Here is a 21409-nt window from a genome sequence, read left to right as displayed (position 1 = left end):
TGCGCGCGCGACGCGTCTCAGCCCTTGTCCGCGGCAGCGATCCGATCGAGCCACGCCTGCGCCTGCTTGGGCTCGCCCACGGCCTGCGGGCTCGGCTTGCCGCGCGAGGCGAGGAATTGCTGTTGCAGCTCGAACGGCGGCAGGCCCAGCCGCTCCCTGGCGTCGTCGATCGCATCCCCGATCTCGCCAAGCGTCTCGATCACCGGTGCGATCGCGGCACGCATCTGCCGATCGCCATTGTGATCGAACAGGCCCCATTTGCCCGAGGCCGCGACGCGCAACGCATCGGTCAGCGCGGCTGTATATTCCGCTTCGAGTTCCACACGCCGCGCGTCGAGGCGTTCAAGTCGATCTGCTTTGGCCATCCGCCGATCTAACCCCGTCGTTTCCGCCGTCAATTATCGCGTCGATCACCGCCCGAGCAGATGGTCCACGAACGCCGCAAGGTTCTTGAACCCGGCGAGTTGCAGCCCGCCGGTATCGGCCTGCGCCGCCGGCGCCAGAGCGCGCCCGAACCCGAGCTTGGCCGCCTCGCGACAGCGCAGCGCGCCATGCGCGACTGGACGCACCTCGCCCGACAGCGCGATCTCGCCGAACGCCACGGCATCCGCCGCCAGCGGCCGCTCGGCCAGCGCCGAGACCAGCGCCGCCGCCACCGCGAGATCGGCCGCGGGATCCTGCACGCGATAGCCGCCCGAGACATTGAGATAGACTTCGCACGACGAGAAGCTGAGCCCGCAGCGCGCCTCCAGCACCGCCAGCACCATCGCCAGCCGCCCCGAATCCCAGCCGACCACCGCGCGCCGCGGCGTCGCCCCGCTCGCCAGCCGCACGGTCAGCGCCTGCACTTCGACCAGCACCGGCCGTGTCCCTTCCAGCGCCGGGAACACGATCGTGCCGGTCACGCTCTCGTCGCGCTGGGTGAGGAACAGCGACGAAGGATTGCCGACTTCACTCAGCCCTTCGGTCTGCATCGCGAACACGCCGATCTCGTCGGTCCCGCCGAAGCGGTTCTTCACTGCGCGCAGGATACGATATTGATGGCTGCGCTCGCCCTCGAACGCCAGCACGGTATCGACCATGTGCTCGAGCACGCGCGGCCCCGCGATGCTGCCGTCCTTGGTCACGTGGCCGACCAGCACCAGCGCCGTACCGCGCTCCTTGGCGAAGCGGATCAGTTCCTGCGAACTCGCGCGCACCTGGCTCACCGTCCCCGGCGCGCCTTCGATCAGGTCCGAATGCATCGTCTGGATCGAATCGATCACCAGCAGCGCCGGCGCCGGCCCCTCGCCAAGCGTCGTCAATATGTCGCGCACCGATGTCGCCGCGGCCAGCTGCACCGGCGCATTGCCCAGCCCCAGCCGACGCGCGCGCAGCCGCACCTGGTCCGCCGCTTCCTCGCCCGAGACATAGGCCACGCTCAGTCCGCGCAGCGCGATCTTGGCGGCCGCCTGGAGCAGCAGGGTCGATTTTCCGATCCCCGGATCGCCGCCGATCAGCGTTGCCGAGGCATGGACGAAACCGCCGCCGAGCGCCCGATCGAGCTCGGCGATCCCGGTCTCCATCCGCTCGGGCAGCGCGATGTCGGTATCGAGCCCGACCAGCTGGATCGCCCGCCCGCCCGACTGGAGATTATGCTTGGCCTGGAAGGGCGTCACCACCCCGCCGCCATCCTCGATCAGCGTGTTCCAGTCGCCGCAATCGGCGCATTGCCCCGCCCATTGCGAGGATACCGAACCACAGGCCTGACACACATATCGCTTCTTCGGCTTCGCCATGAAGGTGGTTTAGCGCGCAAGGAACAGAAAGGGAACCGCCCACTTGGGCCTGCACGCCCTCTATAATGTGCAGATGGTTTGGCGCGCGATCCGGATGGTCCTGCTCGCCGTGGGATTGATGCTCGCTCCCGCGGCGCTGGCGCGCGCCCCGGATACACCCGCCACCCTGATCGCCGCGGCCAAGCAGGATATGATGGTCAATCCGCGCGCCGCGTTGCGCGATGCCGACGGCGCCCGGCGACTACTCGCGGGCAGTAGCGGCGATGCAGCCGACCTTAGTCGTGCGACTGCCGATTGGCTGCGCGCCGAAGCGCTGTCGCGGCTCGACGAGAATGCCCGGGCCATGCCGATCGCGGCAGCCGCGCTCGACACCGTGGGCCAGCGCTGGCCGCATACCAAACTGCATGCCGATCTGTGGATGACCAGTGGCGGCATCGCCAAGGAGCAGAACCGGATGGGCGACGCGCTCGCCGCGTTCCAGCGTGCGCACAACCTCTTCCGCGACCTCGGCGAGGCGCGCAGCCAGACGATCGCGCTGCTGATGCTCGCCACGCTCTATCAGGACGGCAGCGACCAGCAGACGGCGCTGCGCTATTTCCGCGAGGCGATCGAAGCGCTGCACGACAAGGACCGCAATCTGCTGGTCTCGATCCGCAACAATGTCGGCAACACCTATGATGCGCTAAAACGCTATGACGATGCGGCGCGCGAATATGGCGAGGCGCTGAAGATCGCGCGCCTGATGCATTCGCCAGCCGTGATGGCGCCGGTGATGACCAACGTCGCGCGTATCAACATCGCGCAGGGCAAGCTCGCCGCCGCCGACCGCATGCTGGCCGAAGCCTTCGCCGTCGCGCGCGCCGGCCATGTAAGCGAGCGTTCGATACTCGTCGTCTCCGCCCGTCTGGCACTCGTGCGCCACGATCCGCACCGCGCCGCGGCTTTGCTCGACCGCGTATTCGCCGGCGTGGACGTCGCGACCACCCCGTCCGCGCTGGGCGAGGCGCATCGCGTCGCAACCGAAGCCTATCGGCAAGTCGGCCGCCTTGACGACGCACTCGCGCATCTCGCCGCGCTGAAGCGGATTGATGACAAGGCCGCGCAGCTCGCCACCGACACCGGCAACGCGCTGATGGCGGCGCGCTTCGATTCATCCAACAAGGCGCTTCAGATCGCCAAGCTGCGTGCCGACGAGGCGCAGCGCCGCGCCGAGCTTGCGCGCACCCGGTCCTTCCTGCTGGGAGGCGCCCTGTTCGTGGTAATTGCAGGCGCCGGGCTGCTTGGCTTCGGCCTTGTCCAGATCCGCCGCAGCCGCAATCAGGTCCGCGCCGCCAATGTGGATCTGGAAGCGTCCAACCTCGCGCTCGCCCGCGCGCTCAAGGCCAAATCCGATTTCCTCGCGACCACCAGCCACGAATTCCGCACCCCGCTGAACGGTATCCTCGGCATGACCCAGGTGCTGCTCGCCGATACCGACCTGCCCGAGCGCGCGCTCGGCCGCCTCGCGATCCTCCAGGATGCGGGCAAGGCGATGCAGACCCTGGTCGAGGACGTGCTCGACATCGCGATGCTCGATACCGGCAAGGTCCGCCTCGCCAACGCGCCGTTCGACTTGCGCGCGCTGCTGGGAACGCTCGCCGATCACTGGCAAGTCGAAGCCGATACGAAGCAGCTCGCCTTCGGGCGCGACCTCGCTTCATGCCCGGGCGTGATCGAAGGCGACGCCCACCGCATCGCGCAGGTCATCGGGCATCTGCTATCCAACGCCGTCAAGTTCACGCCCGCGGGCACCGTCTCGCTCGCCGTGCGGGCCGATGGCGACAAGATCGAGATCGCCGTTGCCGATACCGGGATCGGCATTCCGGCGGATCAGCACGCGCTGGTGTTCGAGAAATTCCATCAGGTCGATGCCGGCACTTCGCGGCGGTTCGGCGGAGTCGGCGTCGGCCTCACGGTCGCGCGCAACCTTGCCGCAGCTATGGACGGATCGATCGCACTCGAAAGCGCGCCGGGACGCGGCACGATCTTCCGTTTCCGCCTGCCGCTTCGCGAAGCCGCCGCGCCTTCGCGCGGGCCGGCAAACGGTGTCCGCCTCGCCGACGCGTCGCTGTTGCTGGTCGAGCCCAATCGCCTCGCACAGAGCGTCACGGTGCATGGCCTCAAGCCGCTTGCCGCGATGGTCGAGGCCGTTGCCGACCTCGCTGCCGCGCACGCGCGGCTTGCGCGAGGCGGCGTCCACCATCTCATCGTCCAGGCCGAATCCGCCACGCGGGCGCCCGATCCGCAGGAAGCGCTGCGAGCCCTTGCCGCCGCCGCCGCCCGCGCCGGCGCCACCACGACGATCCTGTTCGCCCCCGCCGACTTCGCCGAAGTCGCGTTGCAGGCCACCGGCGCCGCGCGGCTGCTTGCCAAGCCCGTCGCCATCCCCGCGCTCGCTGCCGCATTGGCGCCCGATGTCGCCGCGCCCGAACGAGCAGTGCGCGCCGCATAGTTGCCCGCTGCTCGCGCCGCGGCTAAGCCCGCCGCCTCATGCAACCTTTCAACCTCCGCGTCGCCATGTTCAGCGGCAATTACAATTACGTCCGCGACGGCGCGAACCAGGCGCTCAACATGCTCGCCGGCCATTTGCTGCGTCAGGGCGTCACGCTGCGGGTCTATTCGCCGACCACCGATACGCCTGCCTTCCCGCCCACCGGCGACCTGGTCAGCGTTCCCGCGCTTCCCGTCCCGGGCGGGCGTGCCGAATACAAGTTCGCCTGGCATCTGCCGCGCACGACGCGCGAAGACCTCGCCACCTTCAAGCCCAATCTCGTCCATGTCTCGGCACCCGAAGTGCTCGGCCACCGCGCCGTCAGCTGGGCGCGCGACAACGGCATCGCCACCGTCGCCTCGCTCCACACCCGCTTCGAGACCTATCCCGCCTATTACGGCATCGGCTTTCTCGCGCCGCTGATGATCAAGGGGCTGACCCGCTTCTACAACCGCGTCGATCAGGTCGTCACGCCCGGCGAGTCCACCGCCGAGCTCCTGCGCGAATGGGGCGTCACCAAGCCGATCCGCATCTGGTCGCGCGGTGTGGACCATGCCCGCTTCAACCCCGCGCGCCGCGATCTCGAATGGCGCCGCAGCCTCGGCATCGCCGATGATGAATTCGCTCTCGGCTTCCTCGGCCGGCTGGTGCTTGAGAAGGGCCTCGACATCTTCGCCGACGTTTGCGCCGCACTGCGCGAGCGCGGCGTCCGCCACCGGGTGCTGGTGATCGGCGACGGCCCCGCGCGCGACTGGTTCGCCGAGCGCGTTCCCGACGCGGCGTTCGCGGGCTTCCAGCGCGGCGACGATCTTGGCCGTGCCGTCGCCTCGATGGACGTGCTGTTCAATCCGTCGGTCACCGAGACCTTCGGCAATGTGACGCTGGAGGCAATGGCCTGCGGCGTGCCCGTCGTGGCGGCGCGCGCCACCGGCGCCGTCGATCTGATCGAGGACGGCGTAAACGGCTTCCTTGTCCCCCCTCGCGACTGCGAAGCCTATGCCGACGCGATCTCCCGTCTCGTCGCCGATCCCGCGCTTCACAAGGCGCAGGGAGCCGCCGGCTACGCCAAGGCGCAGGCCTACCAATGGGATGCAATCAACCAGAAAGTGCTCGACACCTATCTGGAGGTGATGGCGCGCCGCGGCTGAAGCCTGCGAACGGACGCCGGCGTGGTCGACACACGGACAACGATCTTTTGATGCAATGATCGAATCCCGCGGTTAAGCTCCCGCAAAACAGGGGGGAAATCGTGCGGAAGCTGCTCGTCGCATTTCTGGCGTCAACTATGATCACGCCTGCCGCATACGCAGGCGACAAGCCGGTGATCGGCCCGGTGCCCGCCTGGGTGAAACCGGTCGCCCTGCCGCCGGCGCCGGCCAAGCCCGACGATGCCGCGATCCGGATGCTGTTGTGGGACCAGCAGGTTACGCTGGAAGCCGGCCGCCAGACGATCTACTCCGAAGTCGCGGTCAAGATCCAGACGCCGCAGGGGCTCGCCGCGGGGAACATCTCCTTCCCCTGGCGGCCGGACACCGACGAGCTGACGGTGCACAAGCTGACGATCCGGCGCGGCGACAAGGTGATCGACGTGCTGGCATCGGGCCAGACGTTCACCGTGCTGCGGCGTGAAACCAACCTGGAAAGCGCGACGCTCGACGGCATGCTGACTGCCAACATCCAGCCCGAGGGGCTGCAGGTCGGCGACATCATCGAATTCGCGACGTCGCTCTCGTCGAGCGATCCCGTGCTGGACGGCCATGTCGAGCATCTCGTCGGCGGATGGAACGGCATGACCGTCGATCGGCTGCACCTGCGCATCGAGTGGCCATCCAGCCTGCCGCTGCAGCTGCGGCAGACCGCGGGCCTTCCCGCGCTCAAGCCCATCCAGTCGGGCAATCGCAAGACAGTGGAATTCTCCGTCGATGGGGTCCAGCCGGTCGAACCGCCCAAATACGCGCCGTCGCGCTATGCACTGGGCGCGACGGTCGAGACCACCGATTTCCGCTCCTGGGCGGACATGGGCGGGCTCTTGGCGCCGCTCTATCAAAAGGCCGCGGCCTTGCCGGCGCAAAGCCCGCTGCGGGCCGAGCTGGACCGTATCCTCGCCGCATCCCCGGATCCGAAGCGCCGCGCCGAAGCGGCACTTTCGCTGGTCCAGGACCGGGTCCGCTACGTCGCGCTGGCAATGGGCACCGGCGGACTGGTTCCGGCGGACGCGGATGTCACCTGGGGACGCCGCTACGGCGACTGCAAGGGCAAGACGGCGCTGCTCCTCGCGCTCCTGCGCGAAATGGGCATCGAGGCCGAGCCGGTCGCAGTCAGCACCACCTTCGGCGACGGGCTCGACGCGCGCCTGCCGATGGTCGGGCTGTTCAATCACGTGCTGGTTCGCACGGTAATCGGGGGCAAGACTTATTGGCTCGACGGAACCCGCACCGGCGATGCCAGCCTCGACCGCCTGGCGGTGCCCGATTTCGGCTGGGGCCTGCCGCTCACCGCGAAGGGCGCGGCGCTGGTCCGCATGCAGCCGCAGCCGCTCGACAAGCCCGGCCACGAGACCGTGATCCGCATCGACGCGCGCGCGGGCCTCACCGTCCCGGCGCCGACCACCATCGAAACGGTGATGCGCGGCGATTCGGCAACGGCCGCCAATCTCGGCCTCGCCAACCTGACCGGCGAGGCACGCGAGCGGGCACTGCGCGACTATTGGAAAGGCGAGTACGATTTCATCGAAGCCAGGACGGTGTCAGCGGCCTTCGATCCTGCGACCGGCGAGCAGCGCCTGTCGCTGACGGGCATGGCGCGAATGGACTGGAGCAGCGGCTGGTATCTGACCGACGGAACCTCGGTCGGCTACAAGGCCGATTTCAGCCGCGATCCGGGGCCGGACAGCGACGCGCCGTTCGCCGTCGCCTACCCCTATTATACCCGCGTCTCCGAAACTATCCTGCTGCCCCCCGGCTTCGACAAGGCCAAGGCGGGCACGCACGGCGACATCGACCAGACGGTCGCGGGAATCGAATATCGCCGCCACAGCAAGCTCGTCGACAACGCCTTCACGATCGAGAAGACCGAGCGGGCCATCGCGCCGGAATTCCCGGCCCGCGACGCCCCTGCCGCGCAAAAGACGTTGCGGGAGCTGGCCGGAAAGGCCGTCTATCTGCAGCGGCCCGCCCGGTATCGCCCGACTGACCAGGAAATCGCGCAGATGCTCGAAACCCTGCCCACCACGGCGCAGGGTTTTCTCGACCGCGGCGCCCTGCTGCTCGACCGCGAACGATTTGACGAAGCGATCGCCGATTTCGATCGTGCGCTGGCACTCGATCCGAAGAATGCCTGGGCGATGGCCGATCGCGGTATCGCGCGCGTCTGGAAAGAGGAATACCCGGCCGCGACCAAGGACATCGACGCCGCCTTCGCGCTGGATCCGCGCAATCCGGTCGCCTTACGCGCCCGCGGGTTGATGGCCGCTCGCAATGGCGCTGCCAAGGACGCAGTCGCGGCGTTCACCACTGCGCTCGACGTCGATCCCGGCGATGCCTTCTCGCTCGGCCACCGTTCCCTGGCACATCGTGCGGCGCACGACGACGAGGCGGCGTTGCGCGACTCCGCCGCGGCATTGAAGCTGATGCCGACCTGGTCGGAGCTCTATCTGATGCGCGCCAATATCTTTCGCGGCCAGGGGAAGCGCGAAGAAGCGTTGGCGGAGGCCACCGCAATCGTCGCGGCGCTTCCCAACGAACCCTGGGCGCATGTCGCGGCCGCCAATATCTACAATGCCTTCGACAAGCCCGACGATGCGATGCGCGCCTATGATCGCGCGCTGGCGATCAAGCCCGAAGCCTATGTCTATCTCAATCGCTCCGGCATCCGTCCCAAGGAAGACAAGGCAGGCCGCCAACAGGATATCGACGCCGCACTTCGGCTGGAGCCAGAAATGGTCGATGCGCTGGTCGGCAAGGCCGAGTTCCAGGCGGACAATGGCGATTATCCCGGCGCGATCGCGACCTATTCGAAGGCGCTCGCCAAGATGCCGGACAGCCCGGGTCTGCTGGCCCAGCGCGGGATCGCCTATATCCATGCCGGCGACAAGGTGCGCGCCGACAAGGATCTGGCTGCCGCCACCGCCAAGGCTACCAAGCCGGTGGAACTGAACAATTTGTGCTGGGCCAAGGCGACCGAGGGGCTGGTGCTGGAAAGCGCGCTGGCGGATTGCAATGCCGCGCTGGCAAAGGAACCCGACGCCGCCGGATTCCTCGACAGCCGCGCGCTGGTGTATCTGCGCCTGGGCCGCGTCGACGAGGCGATCGCCGACTACGATCGCGCATTGGCCAAGGTGCCGAGCCTGACGTCTTCGCTTTTTGGCCGGGCACTCGCCTGGTCGCGAAAAGGCGACAAGGCCAAGGCGGACGCCGACGCCGCCGCGGCAGTCCGCAACGAAGCCGGGGTCCGCGAGCGTTTCAAACGCTACGGGCTCGAGCTTCCGTCCGTCGGCACCGCCAACGCCAAATAGCGTTCAGCGCCAGTCGAACCCGAGCGGCGCCTCGCGGAAGGCGAAGCGGTCGAGGTGCCGGGCGACGGCGCCCTTCAGCCCTTCGAGCTGTTCGTCCGAGGAGGCGTCGATCCGCACGTCGAGCCCGGTCTCGGCGACGTTGAACGTCACCACTGCATCGCCGGGGTGATCGGCTCCGCGCGCATCCCTGGGGAAGATCACCGTCCCGTTCTCGGGAGTGAACTCCACCTGGAGGTTGTGCTCCCAGTGCTTGCAAAGCTGCTGGAGATATTTGCTGGCGCTCGCAGTGGGCACCAGCGCCGAAGCCGTCGCGGTCGTGATCGTCATATCCAGTTCCTTCCCCTGCGGCGCCAGTCCCAGCCGGCGCCGCAGCATCTCCAGTCGCGGCATGTCAGAGCCGCTCGATCTTCCGCGCCGCTTCGTCGAGGATCGCGGCGACTTCGTGCAACGTCTCGGGATCAACTTCCGAGCCGGCAAGTCGCTCCTGCAGCACGGCGCGCAAATTGCCCATCGCACGGCGAATCGGGCCGCCGCTGGTGCGGGCATGCTGCTCGCCGAGCTCGGCGAGCCGCTGGAACAGCGCCGCGACTTCTTCCGCCTTCCCGGCCAGTTCGGCCGAGCCGGCCTCGGTGATGGCGAACGCCTTGCGCGCGCCTTCGGCCCTGGCCTCGACCAGCGCCATGTCTTCGAGCATCGTCAGCGTCGGGTAGATTACCCCGGGGCTAGGCGCATAGGCTCCGCCCGAGCGCTCTTCGATCTCGCGGATCAGGTCGTAGCCGTGGCGCGGCTGCTCCTCGATCAGCTTGAGCAGGACGAGCCGAAGCTCGCCCCCGTCGAACATCCGCCGTCCGCGTCCGCCGCCCCGACCGCCTTCTCGACCGTCGTGCATGCCCCAACCGCCGCGACCGCCGCCAAAGCCGCGCCCCCAGCCACCGGGACGGCCATGGCGTCCGCCGCCACAATCACGCCCGCCGCGCGGGCCGTGGTGAAATCCAAATCGCATCTTAAATCCTTCTAGTGTGCGTTTCGATGGCTCTAAGATATATCTTGAAACAACACACGCAAGCCCCCGCGCCCAAGAAAATTCAGCGCGCCATCAGCACCCGCCGGATTCCGGGACGCACGAAGGGAAGCGTTGCCCCCAATCGCAGCCCGGCATGCCGCATCACTCGCGCCGGCATCGCCTCGTCGGTGTAGAGCCGCACCAGCAGATTGGTGCCGGCATAGAGCGGCCAGCACGCCGCGCGATGCTTGTGTTCATAGGCGCGCAGCAGCGGCGTCGCGCCCGGATCGCGCCCGCGCCGCGCCGCCTGGCGGACCAGCCGCGCCAGCAGGTCCTGCCCGCGCAGCCCAAGGTTGAAGCCATGCGCCGTCACCGGATGCATCCCCACCGCCGCATCGCCGATCAGCGCGGCGCGCGTTGCCGCGAAGTGCCGCGACCAGCTCGTCACCAGCGGATAGGCGGCCCGCGCACCCGCGACCTCTATCGGTCCCAGCGACCGCCCGAATCGCGCACCCAGCTCCCTGTCGAGCGCAGCGTCATCCATTGCCATCAGGCGGTCGATCGCCGCGCTGGGCAGCGTCAGCACCGCCGATGATATCCCCTCGCCCAGCGGCAGCATCGCCATCGTCTGGTGGTGATCGAACCATTCGGTGGCGATCCCGTCATGCGGGCGCGGATGCCGAACCCGGCACACCAGCATCGATCGCCCGAGCCGGTTGATCTCCGCCGGGATACCGAGCGCATCGCGCAGCGCCGACAGCCGCGAATCCGCCGCCACCAGCAACCGCGTCCGCAGCATCACGCCGTCGCTCAGCACCACCTCCGCCGCCGCGCGCCCGGTCCGCGCCTGCACGACGCCTACGCCTGTCAGGATGCGCAACCCCGCCTGCCCGCGCACCGCATCGAACAGTGCCGCGCGGATGCAATGATTGGGCACCAGCCAGCCCAGCGGCCCCTCGCCGTCCGCATCGAAGTCGAGCGCGAACGGCGAACCGCCGTTTAATACGCGCGCTGCCCGCAGCGGCGAGATCTCCGCCGCCGGGAGTCGCGCCCACGCGTCCAGTGCCTTGAGGATAGCCACCGACCCATGCGTCAGCGCAATCTCGCGTCCGTCGAAGCGCGGCTCGGTCAACGCCGCCAGCGGCTGGCGCTCGACCATGACGATATCGAGCCCGCAATCGCGAAGCGATCGCGCCAGCGCCAGTCCGGCCGGCCCAGCGCCCACGATCACCACGTCGCAATCCACGCGCATTCTCCTTCACGCGCATCTTGCACGCCGATGCTTCGGGCGTGTTGCGCACGGTCAAAGCGGGTGCAAATCGCCGCCCGACCGCCTATCTGGAAATGCCATGGCCGACCTTTTCGCCACCCACGAACAATCCGGCCCGGTCGAGGTGCCCACCAGCGGCCCGCTCGCCGATCGCCTGCGTCCCCAGCAACTCGACCAGGTCGTCGGCCAGGAGCATCTCACCGGTCCCGAAGGCGCGATCGGCCGGATGGTCGCAGCGGGCAAGTTGAGCTCGATCATCCTGTGGGGCCCGCCGGGCACCGGCAAGACCACGATCGCGCGGCTGCTCGCCGATGCCGTGGGCTTGCGTTTCGTCGCAATCTCGGCGGTGTTCTCGGGCGTCGCGGACTTGAAGAAGGTCTTTGCCGAGGCGCGCGAATATGCCCGGATGGGCCGCAAGACGCTGTTGTTCGTGGACGAGATCCATCGCTTCAACCGCGCCCAGCAGGACGGCTTCCTGCCCTATGTCGAGGACGGCACCGTCACCTTGGTCGGCGCGACCACCGAGAATCCGTCGTTCGAGCTAAACGCTGCATTGCTCAGCCGCGCACAGGTGCTCATCCTCCACCGCCTCGACCACAAGGCGCTGTGCAAGCTGCTCGATCGCGGCGAGGAACTCGAGGAACGTCCGCTCCCGCTTACGCCCGAGGCGCGCGACGCACTGGTCGCCAGCGCCGACGGCGACGGCCGCTTCCTGCTCAACCAGGCCGAGACTCTTTTCTCCGTGAGCTTCGAAGCGCCGCTCACCCCGGCCGCGCTCGGCGACTTCCTCCAGCGCCGCGTCGCAGTCTACGACAAGGACCGCGAGGGCCACTACAACCTCATCTCGGCGCTGCATAAATCGATCCGCGGCAGCGATCCGCAGGCGGCGCTTTACTATCTCGCGCGCATGCTCACCGCCGGCGAGGAGCCGCTCTACGTGCTGCGTCGCCTCACGCGCGCCGCGGTCGAGGATATCGGCCTCGCCGACCCGCAGGCGCTGGTCCAGTGCATTGCCGCCAAGGACACCTACGACTTTCTCGGCAGTCCGGAGGGCGAACTCGCCATCGCCCAGGCCTGCCTCTATCTCGCCACCGCACCCAAATCGAACGCGGCATACAAGGCGCAAAAGGCCGCATGGCGCAGCGCCAAGGAAACCGGCTCGCTGATGCCGCCCCAGAACATCCTCAATGCCCCCACCAAGCTGATGAAGCAGATCGGCTATGGCCAGGGCTATACCTATGATCACGATGCCGAGGGCGGCTTTTCGGGCGACAATTACTGGCCTGACGAGATGACCCCGCAGACCTTCTACACGCCCACCGAGCGCGGCATGGAAAAGCGCATCGCCGAGCGCATGGCGTGGTGGGACGAGATGCGCGAGAAGCGCCGCGATGGATGACTGGCAAGACGCCTGTGCCTTTGCCCGGACCTTGCCCGACGTGGCGATGGAAAGCTGGTGGGGCACGCCTTGTCCCAAGATCAACGCCAAGGGCCTGATGTCGCCGGGCCGCGAAAAAGGCAGCTTCGCGCTGATGGTCACGCAGCCGGAAAAAGAACTCCTGTTCGAAACCGACCCGGAGACTTTCTGGCAGACCGATCACTACGCCAATTATCCGATGCTCCTCGTCCGCTACGGCACCGGCAGCCGCGAACGCGTCGAGCTCTACATCCAGCGCGCCTGGTGGGACCGCGCCAAAAAGCCCCAGCGTGTGGCGGCGGGCATGGCAGAGCGGCCGTGAGCTTTCCTGGCGGGCGAGGAGAGATGCAGCCCTTCACCGATTTCATCGCGATCGACTGGTCGGGCCAGGCAGTCGAGCGGCCCGCCGGGCTCGCAGTCGCGCACGCCCGCGCCGGCATCACGGCACCCGAGCTCATCGATCGCCGCTGGTCGCGCCTCGACCTCCTCGTCTGGCTCGAGCAGCTCGCCGCCAACGGCACCCGCGCGCTGATCGGGCTCGACCTCTCCCCCGCTTTCCCCTTCCACGACGAAGGCGCCTATTTCCCCGGCTGGGAGGCCTCGCCGCCTGACGGTCCGGCATTGTGGAAGCTCGTCGACGCGATCTGCGCCGAAGACCCGCATCTCGCTGCGACCAGCTTCGTCAACCATGCGCAGGCCCGCCGCCATTTCCGCCAGCGCGGCGATTGCGGCGACCTGTTCCCGCCCGGCCGCGGCCGCTTCCGGGTCTGCGAGCACGGCCAGGAGGCGATGCGGCTCTCGCCCTATAGCTGCTTCAACCTCGTCGGCGCCTCGCAAGTCGGCAAATCGAGCCTTACCGGCATGCGCGTGCTCCACAAATTGCGCGGCAAGCTCGGTTTATGGCCCTTCGATCCCGTCCCCGACACCGGCCCCGTGCTCGTCGAAATCTACACCTCCCTAGCGGCACGCCGCGCCGGCATGCGCAAGGGCATTTCGAAGATCCGCGACGCGGCCACGCTCGATACGATGCTCGCCGCATTCGGCTCGGAACTGCATCAGCCCTTGCTGCGCTACGACGACCACGCCACCGACGCGATCCTCTCCGCCGCCTGGCTGCGCGTCGCCGCAGTGCAGCCCGAACTATGGTCGCCGGCACTGCTCACGCCCGAATTGGCACGCACCGAGGGCTGGACCTTCGGCGTGCCGTGAAGCTAAGGGAGCGGCGGAGCCGGCTTAGCTCAGTTGGTAGAGCGCCAGTTTTGTAAACTGGATGTCGCGGGTTCGATTCCTGCAGCCGGCACCATCATCCTCGCACTTCGGCGCGATCGAGATGAGGCCCCAGCCGGCCGCTCAGCCACAGGAAGAACATCCGGTAATCGGACCATAGCGACCATAGCGGATAAGTGAATGTCGCCGGCCGGTTCTTCTCGACCCCAAAATGCGCGCCCCACGCAAAGCCATACCCGGCAAGCGGCACCAGCAGCCACCACCAGCCGCCCCAGGCCAAAGCAAGCGCCACGAATACGAGGGTCAACGCGGTCCCGGCATAGTGTAGCCGGCGCGTCTCGGGCTTGGCGTGCTCGCGCAGGTAATGGGGCCAGAAATCGGCGTAGCGGGTGATGGTGCGCGCCATCCCGCCAAGCTATCGCACCACAATGGAGCCGCGCAAGCATTCCTTCCCGCCGGTAATCGACGGCCACGTCCGCCTGCTCGTGCTCGGCTCGCTGCCCGGCGAACGCTCGCTCGCCGAACGCCGCTATTATGCCCACCCGCAGAACCAGTTCTGGCGGCTGATTTCCCCCGCCGCCGGCCGCGATCTCGCCGCGCTGCCCTATGAAGAACGCCTGCGGTGCATCCTTTCCGCGCATATCGGGCTGTGGGATGTCGTCGCCAGCGCCACGCGTCCGGGTAGCACCGACGCGGCAATGCGCGATATCGAAGGGCACGACATCGCCGCGCTCGCCGCTACCCTGCCCGATCTCCGCGCGATCGCCTTTAACGGCGGCACCGCGCTTCGCCACGGTACGAAGCAGCTGGGCACGACCGCGGCTCGCTACAAAATCGTCGCGCTTCCCTCCAGCAGCCCGCTCCACACCATCGGCTTCGACGCCAAGCTGCCCGCCTGGGAGGCGCTGGCGCAATATCGCGCCTGAGCCCCGGGGCCTATCGCGCCGGATGATCCTTCGGCTTATCCTTCTGCCACGCCCAGGCGGTCTGCATCGCGCAGCCGGCCAGCGTGCGGGTGCCGATCTTCGCCTCGGCGCGCAGCGGCGCGGCCGCATTCCCGCTGCCGCAGCTTCCCTCGGTCAGCGTGATCGTGACCGGCTCGCCTTCGGGGGTCTGGGTGGTGAGCGTGGCGTGGTCGCCGTCGCGCTTGAGCGAGGCGGGATAGAGATCGATCGCGGCGCCCGGTTTCGCCGAAGCGGCATAGGTGATCGTGCCGGGCGCCAGATACAGGTCCCAATAGGGCGACGTGCCCCGCGCGCGGATGGGCTTGTTGAGATTGATTCCGCCCAGGCTCGGTGCGGGCGTCGGTGTCGGTGTCGGTGTCGCGACGATGTTGGCAACAGGTTCCTCGCCGCCGCACCCGGCCAGCGCCAATATCAGTCCCGCCATCACCAGCCGTTGCATGCGCTTTTCCATCGGCATGTCCTGCGGAACCTAAGCGGTGCTGGTCAAGTCGATTTCCTGCAGCGGCATGTTCTGCTATTGTTCTTTTTGTGAGTCGCAATAGTCCCATCGCCGCGCCCGGCGCCTTTTCACGCAACGCGACAATCGATCCGGACGCCACAACATTCGCTCAGGTTCGCCGCGAAAAAGGTGAAACCGGGCCAGGCATTTCCAACATGCTCGCCTTCCCGCCGCGGCCGCTGCGCTGGCTGTTCCTCGATCTCAACAGCTATTTCGCCAGCGTCGAGCAGCAGCTCGATCCGGCATTGCGCGGGCGTCCGGTCATCGTCGCGCCGGTCGACGCCGATACCACCGTCGCGATCGCCGCCTCGGTAGAGGCTAAGCGCTACGGCATCACCACCGGCACCCCGGTGTGGGAGGCGAAGCGCAAATGCCGCGACATTTTAATTGCTCCGGCGCGGCACGAAAAATATGTCGAGTTCCACGAGGCGATCGTCGCCGAGATCTGGAAGCATATCCCGGTCACCCATGTCTGCAGCATCGACGAAGTCGCCTGCCGGTTGCTCGATAACGAGAATTCGCCCGAAGCCGCGATGGCGCTGGCCAAGCGGATCAAGGCCGCGATCCGCGCCAATGTCGGCGAATGCCTGACCAGTTCGGTCGGCATCGCCCCCAACCGCCTGCTCGCCAAGCTCGCCTCGGACCTGCAAAAGCCCGACGGTCTGGTGGTGTTCATCGCCGACCAGTTGCCGCACGGCCTGTACGATCTTAAGCTGCGCGAGATCGCCGGGATCGGTGCCAAGATGGAACGGCGGCTCGCGCAGGATGGCGTCCTCGACATCCGCCAGCTCTGCGAGCGCCGCCCGCGCGACGCCGGCACTGCGTGGGGCGGCACCAATGGCGACCGGCTCTGGTATCTGCTCCACGGCGTCGAGCTTCCTGAAAAGCCCACACAGAGCCGGACGATCGGCCACAGCCATGTCCTCTCCCCAAGCAAGCGCGGGCTCGAGCCGACCAGGCTCACCGCACGCCGCCTTGCGCTCAAGGCGGCGAGCCGCTTGCGGCGCAAGGGCTATCGCAGCCGGCTGCTCGTGCTCCACGGCAAGTTCGAGGACGACAAGTCCAGCTGGCGCGCCGCGATCAAGCTGCCCAGCACGCAGGACAGCTTCGTCATCCTCGCGGCGCTCGATTCGCTCTTCCCGCGCCTTGCCGAGGCCGGGCGGCAGCGCGTCGGCGGGTTTCGTCTGCGCATGGTCGGGGTAACGCTGGGCGAGATCGAGACCGTCGAAGGCGAACAGGGATCGCTGTTCGCCGCGCTCAATCCGGACGATCCGCTGGCACGCGAGACCCGCACGCTCTCGCTCAGCCGAGCAATGGACCGGATCAACGAAAAGTTCGGGCGCCACGCCGTCAGCGTCGGGCCGCTGAACGGCGGCCGGATCGATGCAGTGGGCACCAAGATCGCCTTCGGGAGAATCCCTGATCTCGACGAGTTCCACGAATGAGGGTCACATGGGGGAAACATTCGGAGTGTTACGCTGCGGCGCAGCACAATAATGTGACCTTGTATCACGAATCGCTTGACGATTCTTGCCACCTGTTCGAAAGCACGACCCGCTATGAAGAACCCCTCCCTTATCGCCACCGCCGCCGTTGCGCTCCTGTCGCTCGCAGCATGTCAGAACAAGCCCGAGGAAGTCAGCAGCACCGCGCCGGACCCGATGGCGTCGCAGCTTGCCAATGCGGCCCCCGTCGAACTCCCGCCCGCGATCGCCGAAAGCGTTACGCTGCGTTGCGGCGACAACAGCCTCGTCTATCTCGATTTCTTCCAGGGCAACAAGCAGGTCCAGCTCAAGACCGAGAAGACCGGTCCCGCCACGATGCTCAAGGCTGCCGAAGCCGGCCAGCCTTTCGAAGCCGAAGGTGGCTACAAGCTGACCGGCACGTCGAAGAACGTCGACGTCACGCTTCCGGGCAAGCCTGCCAAGAACTGCCACGCCTGATCCGCGGCGATTTCCATTTCCAAGGGCCGGCGGGGCTTCCCCGCCGGCCCTTTTTCATGCCAGCCTGACCGCGCAACGGAGGATTCGTGACCACGATCGCGATCTACAGCCTCAAGGGCGGCGTCGGTAAGACGACGATGGCGGTCAACCTGGCATGGGCCGCGGCAGCCCTTTCGTCGCGCCGCACCCTGCTCTGGGATCTGGATCCCCAGGCGGCGGCGACCTTTCTGCTCGGCGGCGAAGACTCCAGCCGCCACGAAGCGCAGGCAGTCTTCACGCGCGATGTCGCCCCGGCCAAGCTCGCCCGGCATACCGGTTTCGATCGGCTCGATTTGATCGCCGCCGACGTCTCGCTGCGCGCGCTCGACCGCATTTTCCATGAACTCGACAAGAAAAAGCGCCTCGCCAAGCTGATCGAGGAGCTTGCCGCGTCCTATGACCGCGTGCTGCTTGATTGCCCGCCTGGACTCACCGAGACCAGCGAGCAGGTGATGCGCGCAGCCAACCTGATTGTCGTTCCCGTCATCCCGTCACCGCTCGCGATGCGCGCCTTCGCCGAAGTCGAGAGCCACCTCGCGCGGCGCGGCGGCAAGGCCCCGCTGATGCCGGTCTTTTCGATGGCCGATCGGCGCCGCAAGCTGCACGCCGATACGCTGGCCGCGCGCCCCGACTGGCCGGTGATCCCGATGGCCAGCATCGTCGAGGCGATGACCGAGCGCCGCGCGCCGCTCGGCGCCTTCGCATCGCGCCACCCCAGCGCGCGCGCCTTCGCAACTTTGTGGCAGGCGATCGAACGCCGGCTGGCTTCCGCGCGTTGAGGCGCCGATGAGCCATCCGCTTCCGCCCCAGCTGGATCTCGATCCCGATCTCGTCCTGCGCGCCTATGCGATGGGCGTGTTCCCGATGGCCGACCACCGGCTGGCGTCGAGCGTCTATTGGGTCGAGCCCAAGCTGCGCGGCATCCTGCCGCTCGACGCCTTCCATCTCTCGCGCTCGCTCCGTAAGACGCTGCTCGCGGATCGTTTCCGCGTGACCGTGGACACCGAGTTCGAGCGCATCGTCCAGCTATGCGCCGAATCCGCCGCGGATCGGCCGGACACTTGGATCAACGGCCCGATCGAGCGCGTATTCATAGAGCTTCACCGCCGTGGCTTCGCCCATTCGATCGAGTGCTGGGACGGCAATCGCCTGGCCGGCGGCCTTTACGGCCTCGCGCTGGGCCATGCCTTTTTCGGCGAGTCGATGGTCACGCGCGTGCGCGACGCATCGAAAGTGGCATTCGCCCATCTCGTCGCGCGCCTGAAAGCGGGGCGCTTCTCGCTGCTCGATTGCCAGTTCCAAACCGAACACCTCGCCACGCTCGGCGCAGTCGAAGTGTCGCGCGACGATTATGTCGCGTTGCTGGGTGCCGCGCTCGGCGATTCGACAGCGGGGCTCTCGGTCGGCGTGCCTTCCGTCGAAGGCGATTTCTTCGCGCTCGAACGCTCGCCCGAACCGGCGCTAGGCGCCGGCACGGTGTCGGGACCGCTGTCGCGGAAAGTCATTGCGCAGCTCTTGGGCCACACATCGTAGATCGGGTGCTGGACGACATTGAGCGCCGGCCGCTCCTTGTAGAGCCAGCCCGAAAATACTCGCCGCCAGCTCTTGTCGAGCTGCAGCACGTCGAGCTGCACGAACGCGCCGGTCAGCTGATCCGCTTCCCAGGGTGCGGTCTTGTCGCAGGCGCGCAGCCGGACGATGACGTCGCCGATCCGCGCCGCTTGGCCGGGCTTGAGCTTGAACTCGCGCGCCTCGCCGTTGCGCTTGTTGAGCAGGCCGAGCACTGCCTCGCGCTCGTTCATCGGCGTCGCCGCGGCATTGAGTACGCTGGTGTCGGGGCCCACCGCCACCACTTCCGCGCCACTCGATGCATTGGACGAATCGGTGGTGATGACGAGATCGTCGGCGCTGTTGTTGCCGGCCTCCCCGCCGCTTTTGCATGCGCCGAGCCCGAGCAGCAGCAATGCCGCCGCCGTTGCGGCGCCATGCCTCATGCTTCGGGGGTCCAGGCCTCGTAGTCGCCGGTGGAGCGGGCCCGCTGGCCGCCGGCCTCGAGCGCGCCGGGCGGCCGGTATGCCAGCGCCGTGCCGGTCTGGTTGGGCTCAGCCACCTTTTCCCACACGCGCGGCGCAGGCAGCGCCTGATCGGGCGCGGCGTCGATCTGATGATGCAGCCAACTGAACCATTCGGGCGGGACGCGGCTGGCGTCGTTCGAGCCGTTGTAGATCACCCAGCGGCGCGGGATGCCGTTGGGATCCTTGCCGCCTTCCCAATAGACATTGCCGAGCGAATCCTCGCCCAGCCTGGTCTTGCCGCGAAGGCCGAACCACGTGCCGAGGGTGGCGCCGTTCCACCAGGTGAAGGGATTGCGATTCAGGCTCATGCGCGCCCGATTAGCCCCGCCGACGGACGGAGGCAATCGAATCCGCGCTCCTCATCGGCCCCGGCCCGCCCAGCTGACCTTGTCGCCGGCGGCGATGCCCAGTTCGCGCGCCTTGCCGCCGTTGATCTCCAGCACCGCGTTGACCGGCTCGCCCGATTTCGACGATTCCTCCGAATAGGGTGAGGTATTCTCGGCGATCGCGGCGATCGTGCCGTCGGGGCGGATGAAGATGATGTCGAGCGTGGTGGGCGTGTTCTTCATCCAGAAGCTCGCCTCGCGTGGCCCGCCGCCTGCCGCCGGATAGGGCGTGAAGATCATCCCCCCGTCCGCCGGAATGTTGGTGCGGAACATCAGGCCGCGTTCCTGCTCCGCAGTTGTGCGGGCGACCTCGACATTGAACTGCCTGGGACCGCTTTTGGCGTGGACGGTCACCACCATCTTGGCCGGCACACTCTGTTCGGCCAGTGCGCTGGGACCTATGTCACCGTTGCAAGCACCCGAGACGAGCAACGCCGCTGCGGCGAATGCCGCGCGAACTTCACGCCGGAAAATCATCGTCTCAGTCGGTCCTTTCGACCGCCACTGCCAGCGGACCCTTGTCGCCTTCGACGATGCGCGCCTTGAGCGGCTGGCCCGGTTCGACTTCATCGATCTCGGCGCGGCGCAGCGTTTCCATATGGACGAATATATCCGCGGAGTCGGCGTCGCGCACCAGAAATCCATAGCCCTTGAGGCGATTGAACCATTTGACCGAAACCGATTCGAACGGGCCGGCATCATCGATCAGGCGAACCCTGTCGACGCGGTCGGCCGGGCGCTTCGGCGCCTCAATAGCCTCACTGAGGTCAATCGATCGAATTTCTTTGGCCTGGAGCCCGCGTTGGCGATTTACGGCAACGCATTCGACTCGCGCGCCTTCGGGAAGGCTCCGCCTTCCGTGCTCCTGCAGCACGGTGAAATGAATCAATATGTCGCCGGCCTCGCTGTCGTCAGCGACGAGAAACCCAAACCCCCGGGTTACGTCGAACCACTTTACGACACCGCAATAAACCTGGCCTTCAAACGCCGTTTCCGCCCTGAAACCCTCATCCCCCAGCGGTGCGACTGCATCGTCGCGAGGCGCAAGCTGTTGTTCAGCACGCATTATCCTAGTCCCCCAAGGGGCCGTATTTAACACAGCATTTTCTAAATGTGGAATTCCTTTGTTAGATTCGGTCTTTAAGGATTAATTATAACTGGTCCCACTCAGGGACGATCAGCGCCTCGGGGTCGTCGCCAGGAGCCATGCGGACGATCCTGCGCGCCAGATCAAGGGCGTGTCCAGCACGCAGCATCGCCGCGAGATGCTTCTCCTGAACCGGCCGCTCGGCGGTTTCGCGCGCGAAGGGGCCGATTCGCTTGCGCTTGGCAAAGGCGATCGCGCTGGCGACGGAGCCCGCCTTCACGCCGGGCGTCACAGCCTCCAAGTCCTCGGATTCGATCCCCGCATGCCGAAGCGCTTCGCCGATGCGCCGCGCGCCGAGCCCCCTGCGGCCCATGGCGTTCGCCTTGGATTCGGCAAACAGGCGATCGTCGATATAGCCTCGATCGGCCATGCGCTGCGCGAGATCTGCCAGGTCGGGCGTGGCGTCCCCGCTCCACCCGCGTTCACGGATTTTGCGCCTGAGATAATCGGCCAGCCGACCCCGCGTCGTTGCGTAGCGCTCGACATATCGCAGTGCGAAACGCTCCAGATCGGCAGGGCTCAAGGGGGTGGGCGGATGCCGGGGGCGGGTCATGCGCCATGATTGTGCCACACTGGCAACCGATTTTGAACGCCAGTGCGTAGCAGAGCCGTCCGCA

22 protein-coding genes, 1 tRNA gene and 1 pseudogene are annotated in these 21409 nt (G+C 67.2%); 12 read left to right on the top strand and 12 right to left on the bottom strand.

From position 1 onward, the window contains the following. Nucleotides 1-17: 17 nt before the first annotated feature. Together BXU08_RS00835 and radA are read right to left on the bottom strand one after the other, a co-directional pair. Entirely contained in the window at nucleotides 18-365 is a 348-nt protein-coding gene (locus BXU08_RS00835) for a hypothetical protein (protein WP_077507718.1), read from the bottom strand. Nucleotides 366-410: 45 nt separating this feature from the next. Next, complete coding sequence (radA, locus tag BXU08_RS00830) at nucleotides 411-1778, bottom strand: DNA repair protein RadA (RefSeq protein WP_077507716.1); 1368 nt, start codon at nucleotides 1776-1778, stop codon at nucleotides 411-413. Nucleotides 1779-1821: 43 nt separating this feature from the next. Between radA and BXU08_RS00825 the strand changes: the two genes are divergently transcribed. From BXU08_RS00825 to BXU08_RS00815, 3 genes are all read left to right on the top strand, one after another. Next, nucleotides 1822-4269 (top strand): ATP-binding protein, encoded by a 2448-nt coding sequence (locus tag BXU08_RS00825; RefSeq protein WP_077507714.1) that lies wholly within the window; start codon nucleotides 1822-1824, stop codon nucleotides 4267-4269. Nucleotides 4270-4307: 38 nt separating this feature from the next. Then, nucleotides 4308-5456 carry a glycosyltransferase family 1 protein gene (locus tag BXU08_RS00820; protein WP_077507712.1) on the top strand — a complete coding sequence of 383 codons (1149 nt, stop codon included), beginning with the start codon at nucleotides 4308-4310 and terminating at the stop codon, nucleotides 5454-5456. A gap of 137 nt (nucleotides 5457-5593) precedes the next feature. Beyond that, entirely contained in the window at nucleotides 5594-8821 is a 3228-nt protein-coding gene (locus tag BXU08_RS00815; protein ID WP_077507710.1) for a DUF3857 domain-containing protein, read from the top strand. A gap of 3 nt (nucleotides 8822-8824) precedes the next feature. Here the strand turns inward: BXU08_RS00815 and BXU08_RS00810 are convergent, their stop codons facing one another. From BXU08_RS00810 to ubiM, 3 genes are all read right to left on the bottom strand, one after another. Further along, nucleotides 8825-9148, bottom strand: coding sequence for a DUF2218 domain-containing protein (locus BXU08_RS00810; protein WP_077511862.1), 324 nt, complete (start codon nucleotides 9146-9148; stop codon nucleotides 8825-8827). Between the two features lie 64 nt (nucleotides 9149-9212). Next, nucleotides 9213-9824 (bottom strand): PadR family transcriptional regulator, encoded by a 612-nt coding sequence (locus tag BXU08_RS00805; protein WP_077507708.1) that lies wholly within the window; start codon nucleotides 9822-9824, stop codon nucleotides 9213-9215. Nucleotides 9825-9906: 82 nt separating this feature from the next. Beyond that, nucleotides 9907-11076 carry a 5-demethoxyubiquinol-8 5-hydroxylase UbiM gene (gene ubiM / locus BXU08_RS00800; protein ID WP_150125366.1) on the bottom strand — a complete coding sequence of 390 codons (1170 nt, stop codon included), beginning with the start codon at nucleotides 11074-11076 and terminating at the stop codon, nucleotides 9907-9909. 97 nt (nucleotides 11077-11173) lie between these two features. On the opposite strand from ubiM, the gene BXU08_RS00795 reads away from it, so the two are divergent. The 4 genes from BXU08_RS00795 (at nucleotide 11174) to BXU08_RS00780 (ending at nucleotide 13814) form a co-directional block, all read left to right on the top strand. Further along, nucleotides 11174-12493 carry a replication-associated recombination protein A gene (locus tag BXU08_RS00795; protein ID WP_077507706.1) on the top strand — a complete coding sequence of 440 codons (1320 nt, stop codon included), beginning with the start codon at nucleotides 11174-11176 and terminating at the stop codon, nucleotides 12491-12493. After that, the gene (locus tag BXU08_RS00790; RefSeq protein ID WP_150125365.1) at nucleotides 12486-12833 is read left to right on the top strand and encodes a hypothetical protein; all 348 of its coding nucleotides are present in this window, start codon (nucleotides 12486-12488) and stop codon (nucleotides 12831-12833) included. Before BXU08_RS00795 ends, BXU08_RS00790 begins: the two co-directional genes overlap by 8 nt. Nucleotides 12834-12856: 23 nt before the next feature. Next, a complete protein-coding gene (locus BXU08_RS00785) occupies nucleotides 12857-13720 on the top strand; it encodes a hypothetical protein (RefSeq protein WP_077507702.1) in 864 nt (287 codons plus the stop codon). Nucleotides 13721-13738: 18 nt separating this feature from the next. Further along, nucleotides 13739-13814, top strand: a tRNA-Thr gene (locus BXU08_RS00780). Here the strand turns inward: BXU08_RS00780 and BXU08_RS00775 are convergent. Then, complete coding sequence (locus tag BXU08_RS00775; protein ID WP_077507700.1) at nucleotides 13815-14144, bottom strand: DUF962 domain-containing protein; 330 nt, start codon at nucleotides 14142-14144, stop codon at nucleotides 13815-13817. Between BXU08_RS00775 and BXU08_RS00770 the strand changes: the two genes are divergently transcribed. Continuing rightward, nucleotides 14131-14664, top strand: coding sequence for a DNA-deoxyinosine glycosylase (locus tag BXU08_RS00770; RefSeq protein WP_253190461.1), 534 nt, complete (start codon nucleotides 14131-14133; stop codon nucleotides 14662-14664). The two genes, BXU08_RS00775 and BXU08_RS00770, sit on opposite strands and share 14 nt — an antisense overlap. 10 nt (nucleotides 14665-14674) lie before the next feature. Here the strand turns inward: BXU08_RS00770 and BXU08_RS00765 are convergent, their stop codons facing one another. Continuing rightward, a complete protein-coding gene (locus tag BXU08_RS00765; protein WP_077507694.1) occupies nucleotides 14675-15154 on the bottom strand; it encodes a hypothetical protein in 480 nt (159 codons plus the stop codon). Between the two features lie 203 nt (nucleotides 15155-15357). Between BXU08_RS00765 and BXU08_RS00760 the strand changes: the two genes are divergently transcribed. The 4 genes from BXU08_RS00760 to aat all read left to right on the top strand — a co-directional run bounded on the left by BXU08_RS00760 (nucleotide 15358) and on the right by aat (nucleotide 18717). Beyond that, nucleotides 15358-16647 (top strand): type VI secretion protein ImpB, encoded by a 1290-nt coding sequence (locus BXU08_RS00760; protein ID WP_077507691.1) that lies wholly within the window; start codon nucleotides 15358-15360, stop codon nucleotides 16645-16647. A 114-nt stretch (nucleotides 16648-16761) separates the two neighbouring features. After that, nucleotides 16762-17145: a hypothetical protein gene (locus BXU08_RS00755; RefSeq protein WP_077507688.1), complete on the top strand. Its 384-nt coding sequence runs from the start codon at nucleotides 16762-16764 to the stop codon at nucleotides 17143-17145. Nucleotides 17146-17231: 86 nt separating this feature from the next. Further along, on the top strand, nucleotides 17232-17963 hold the full coding sequence (locus tag BXU08_RS00750) for a ParA family protein (protein ID WP_077507686.1): 732 nt from the start codon (nucleotides 17232-17234) through the stop codon (nucleotides 17961-17963). Nucleotides 17964-17970: 7 nt separating this feature from the next. Then, on the top strand, nucleotides 17971-18717 hold the full coding sequence (gene aat, locus BXU08_RS00745) for a leucyl/phenylalanyl-tRNA--protein transferase (protein ID WP_077507683.1): 747 nt from the start codon (nucleotides 17971-17973) through the stop codon (nucleotides 18715-18717). A 35-nt stretch (nucleotides 18718-18752) separates the two neighbouring features. Here the strand turns inward: aat and BXU08_RS20245 are convergent. The 5 genes and pseudogenes from BXU08_RS20245 to BXU08_RS00720 all read right to left on the bottom strand — a co-directional run. Continuing rightward, nucleotides 18753-18986: pseudogene (locus BXU08_RS20245) on the bottom strand (DUF2155 domain-containing protein); the annotation flags it as partial. Nucleotides 18987-19174: 188 nt separating this feature from the next. Next, on the bottom strand, nucleotides 19175-19567 hold the full coding sequence (locus BXU08_RS00735) for an NADH:ubiquinone oxidoreductase subunit NDUFA12 (RefSeq protein ID WP_077507680.1): 393 nt from the start codon (nucleotides 19565-19567) through the stop codon (nucleotides 19175-19177). A 51-nt stretch (nucleotides 19568-19618) separates the two neighbouring features. Continuing rightward, nucleotides 19619-20122 (bottom strand): DUF192 domain-containing protein, encoded by a 504-nt coding sequence (locus BXU08_RS00730; RefSeq protein WP_077507677.1) that lies wholly within the window; start codon nucleotides 20120-20122, stop codon nucleotides 19619-19621. 4 nt (nucleotides 20123-20126) lie between these two features. Further along, nucleotides 20127-20711 (bottom strand): cold-shock protein, encoded by a 585-nt coding sequence (locus BXU08_RS00725; protein WP_077507674.1) that lies wholly within the window; start codon nucleotides 20709-20711, stop codon nucleotides 20127-20129. Nucleotides 20712-20796: 85 nt separating this feature from the next. Continuing rightward, complete coding sequence (locus tag BXU08_RS00720; protein WP_077507672.1) at nucleotides 20797-21345, bottom strand: regulatory protein RecX; 549 nt, start codon at nucleotides 21343-21345, stop codon at nucleotides 20797-20799. Between the last annotated feature and the right edge of the window lie 64 nt (nucleotides 21346-21409).

Origin of the sequence: Sphingomonas sp. LM7, from assembly GCF_002002925.1 — a bacterium.
Classification (GTDB): Bacteria; Pseudomonadota; Alphaproteobacteria; order Sphingomonadales; family Sphingomonadaceae; genus Sphingomonas.
The sequence above is the reverse complement of the archived record's forward strand: the minus strand, read 5'-3'. Positions and strand labels throughout refer to the sequence as shown.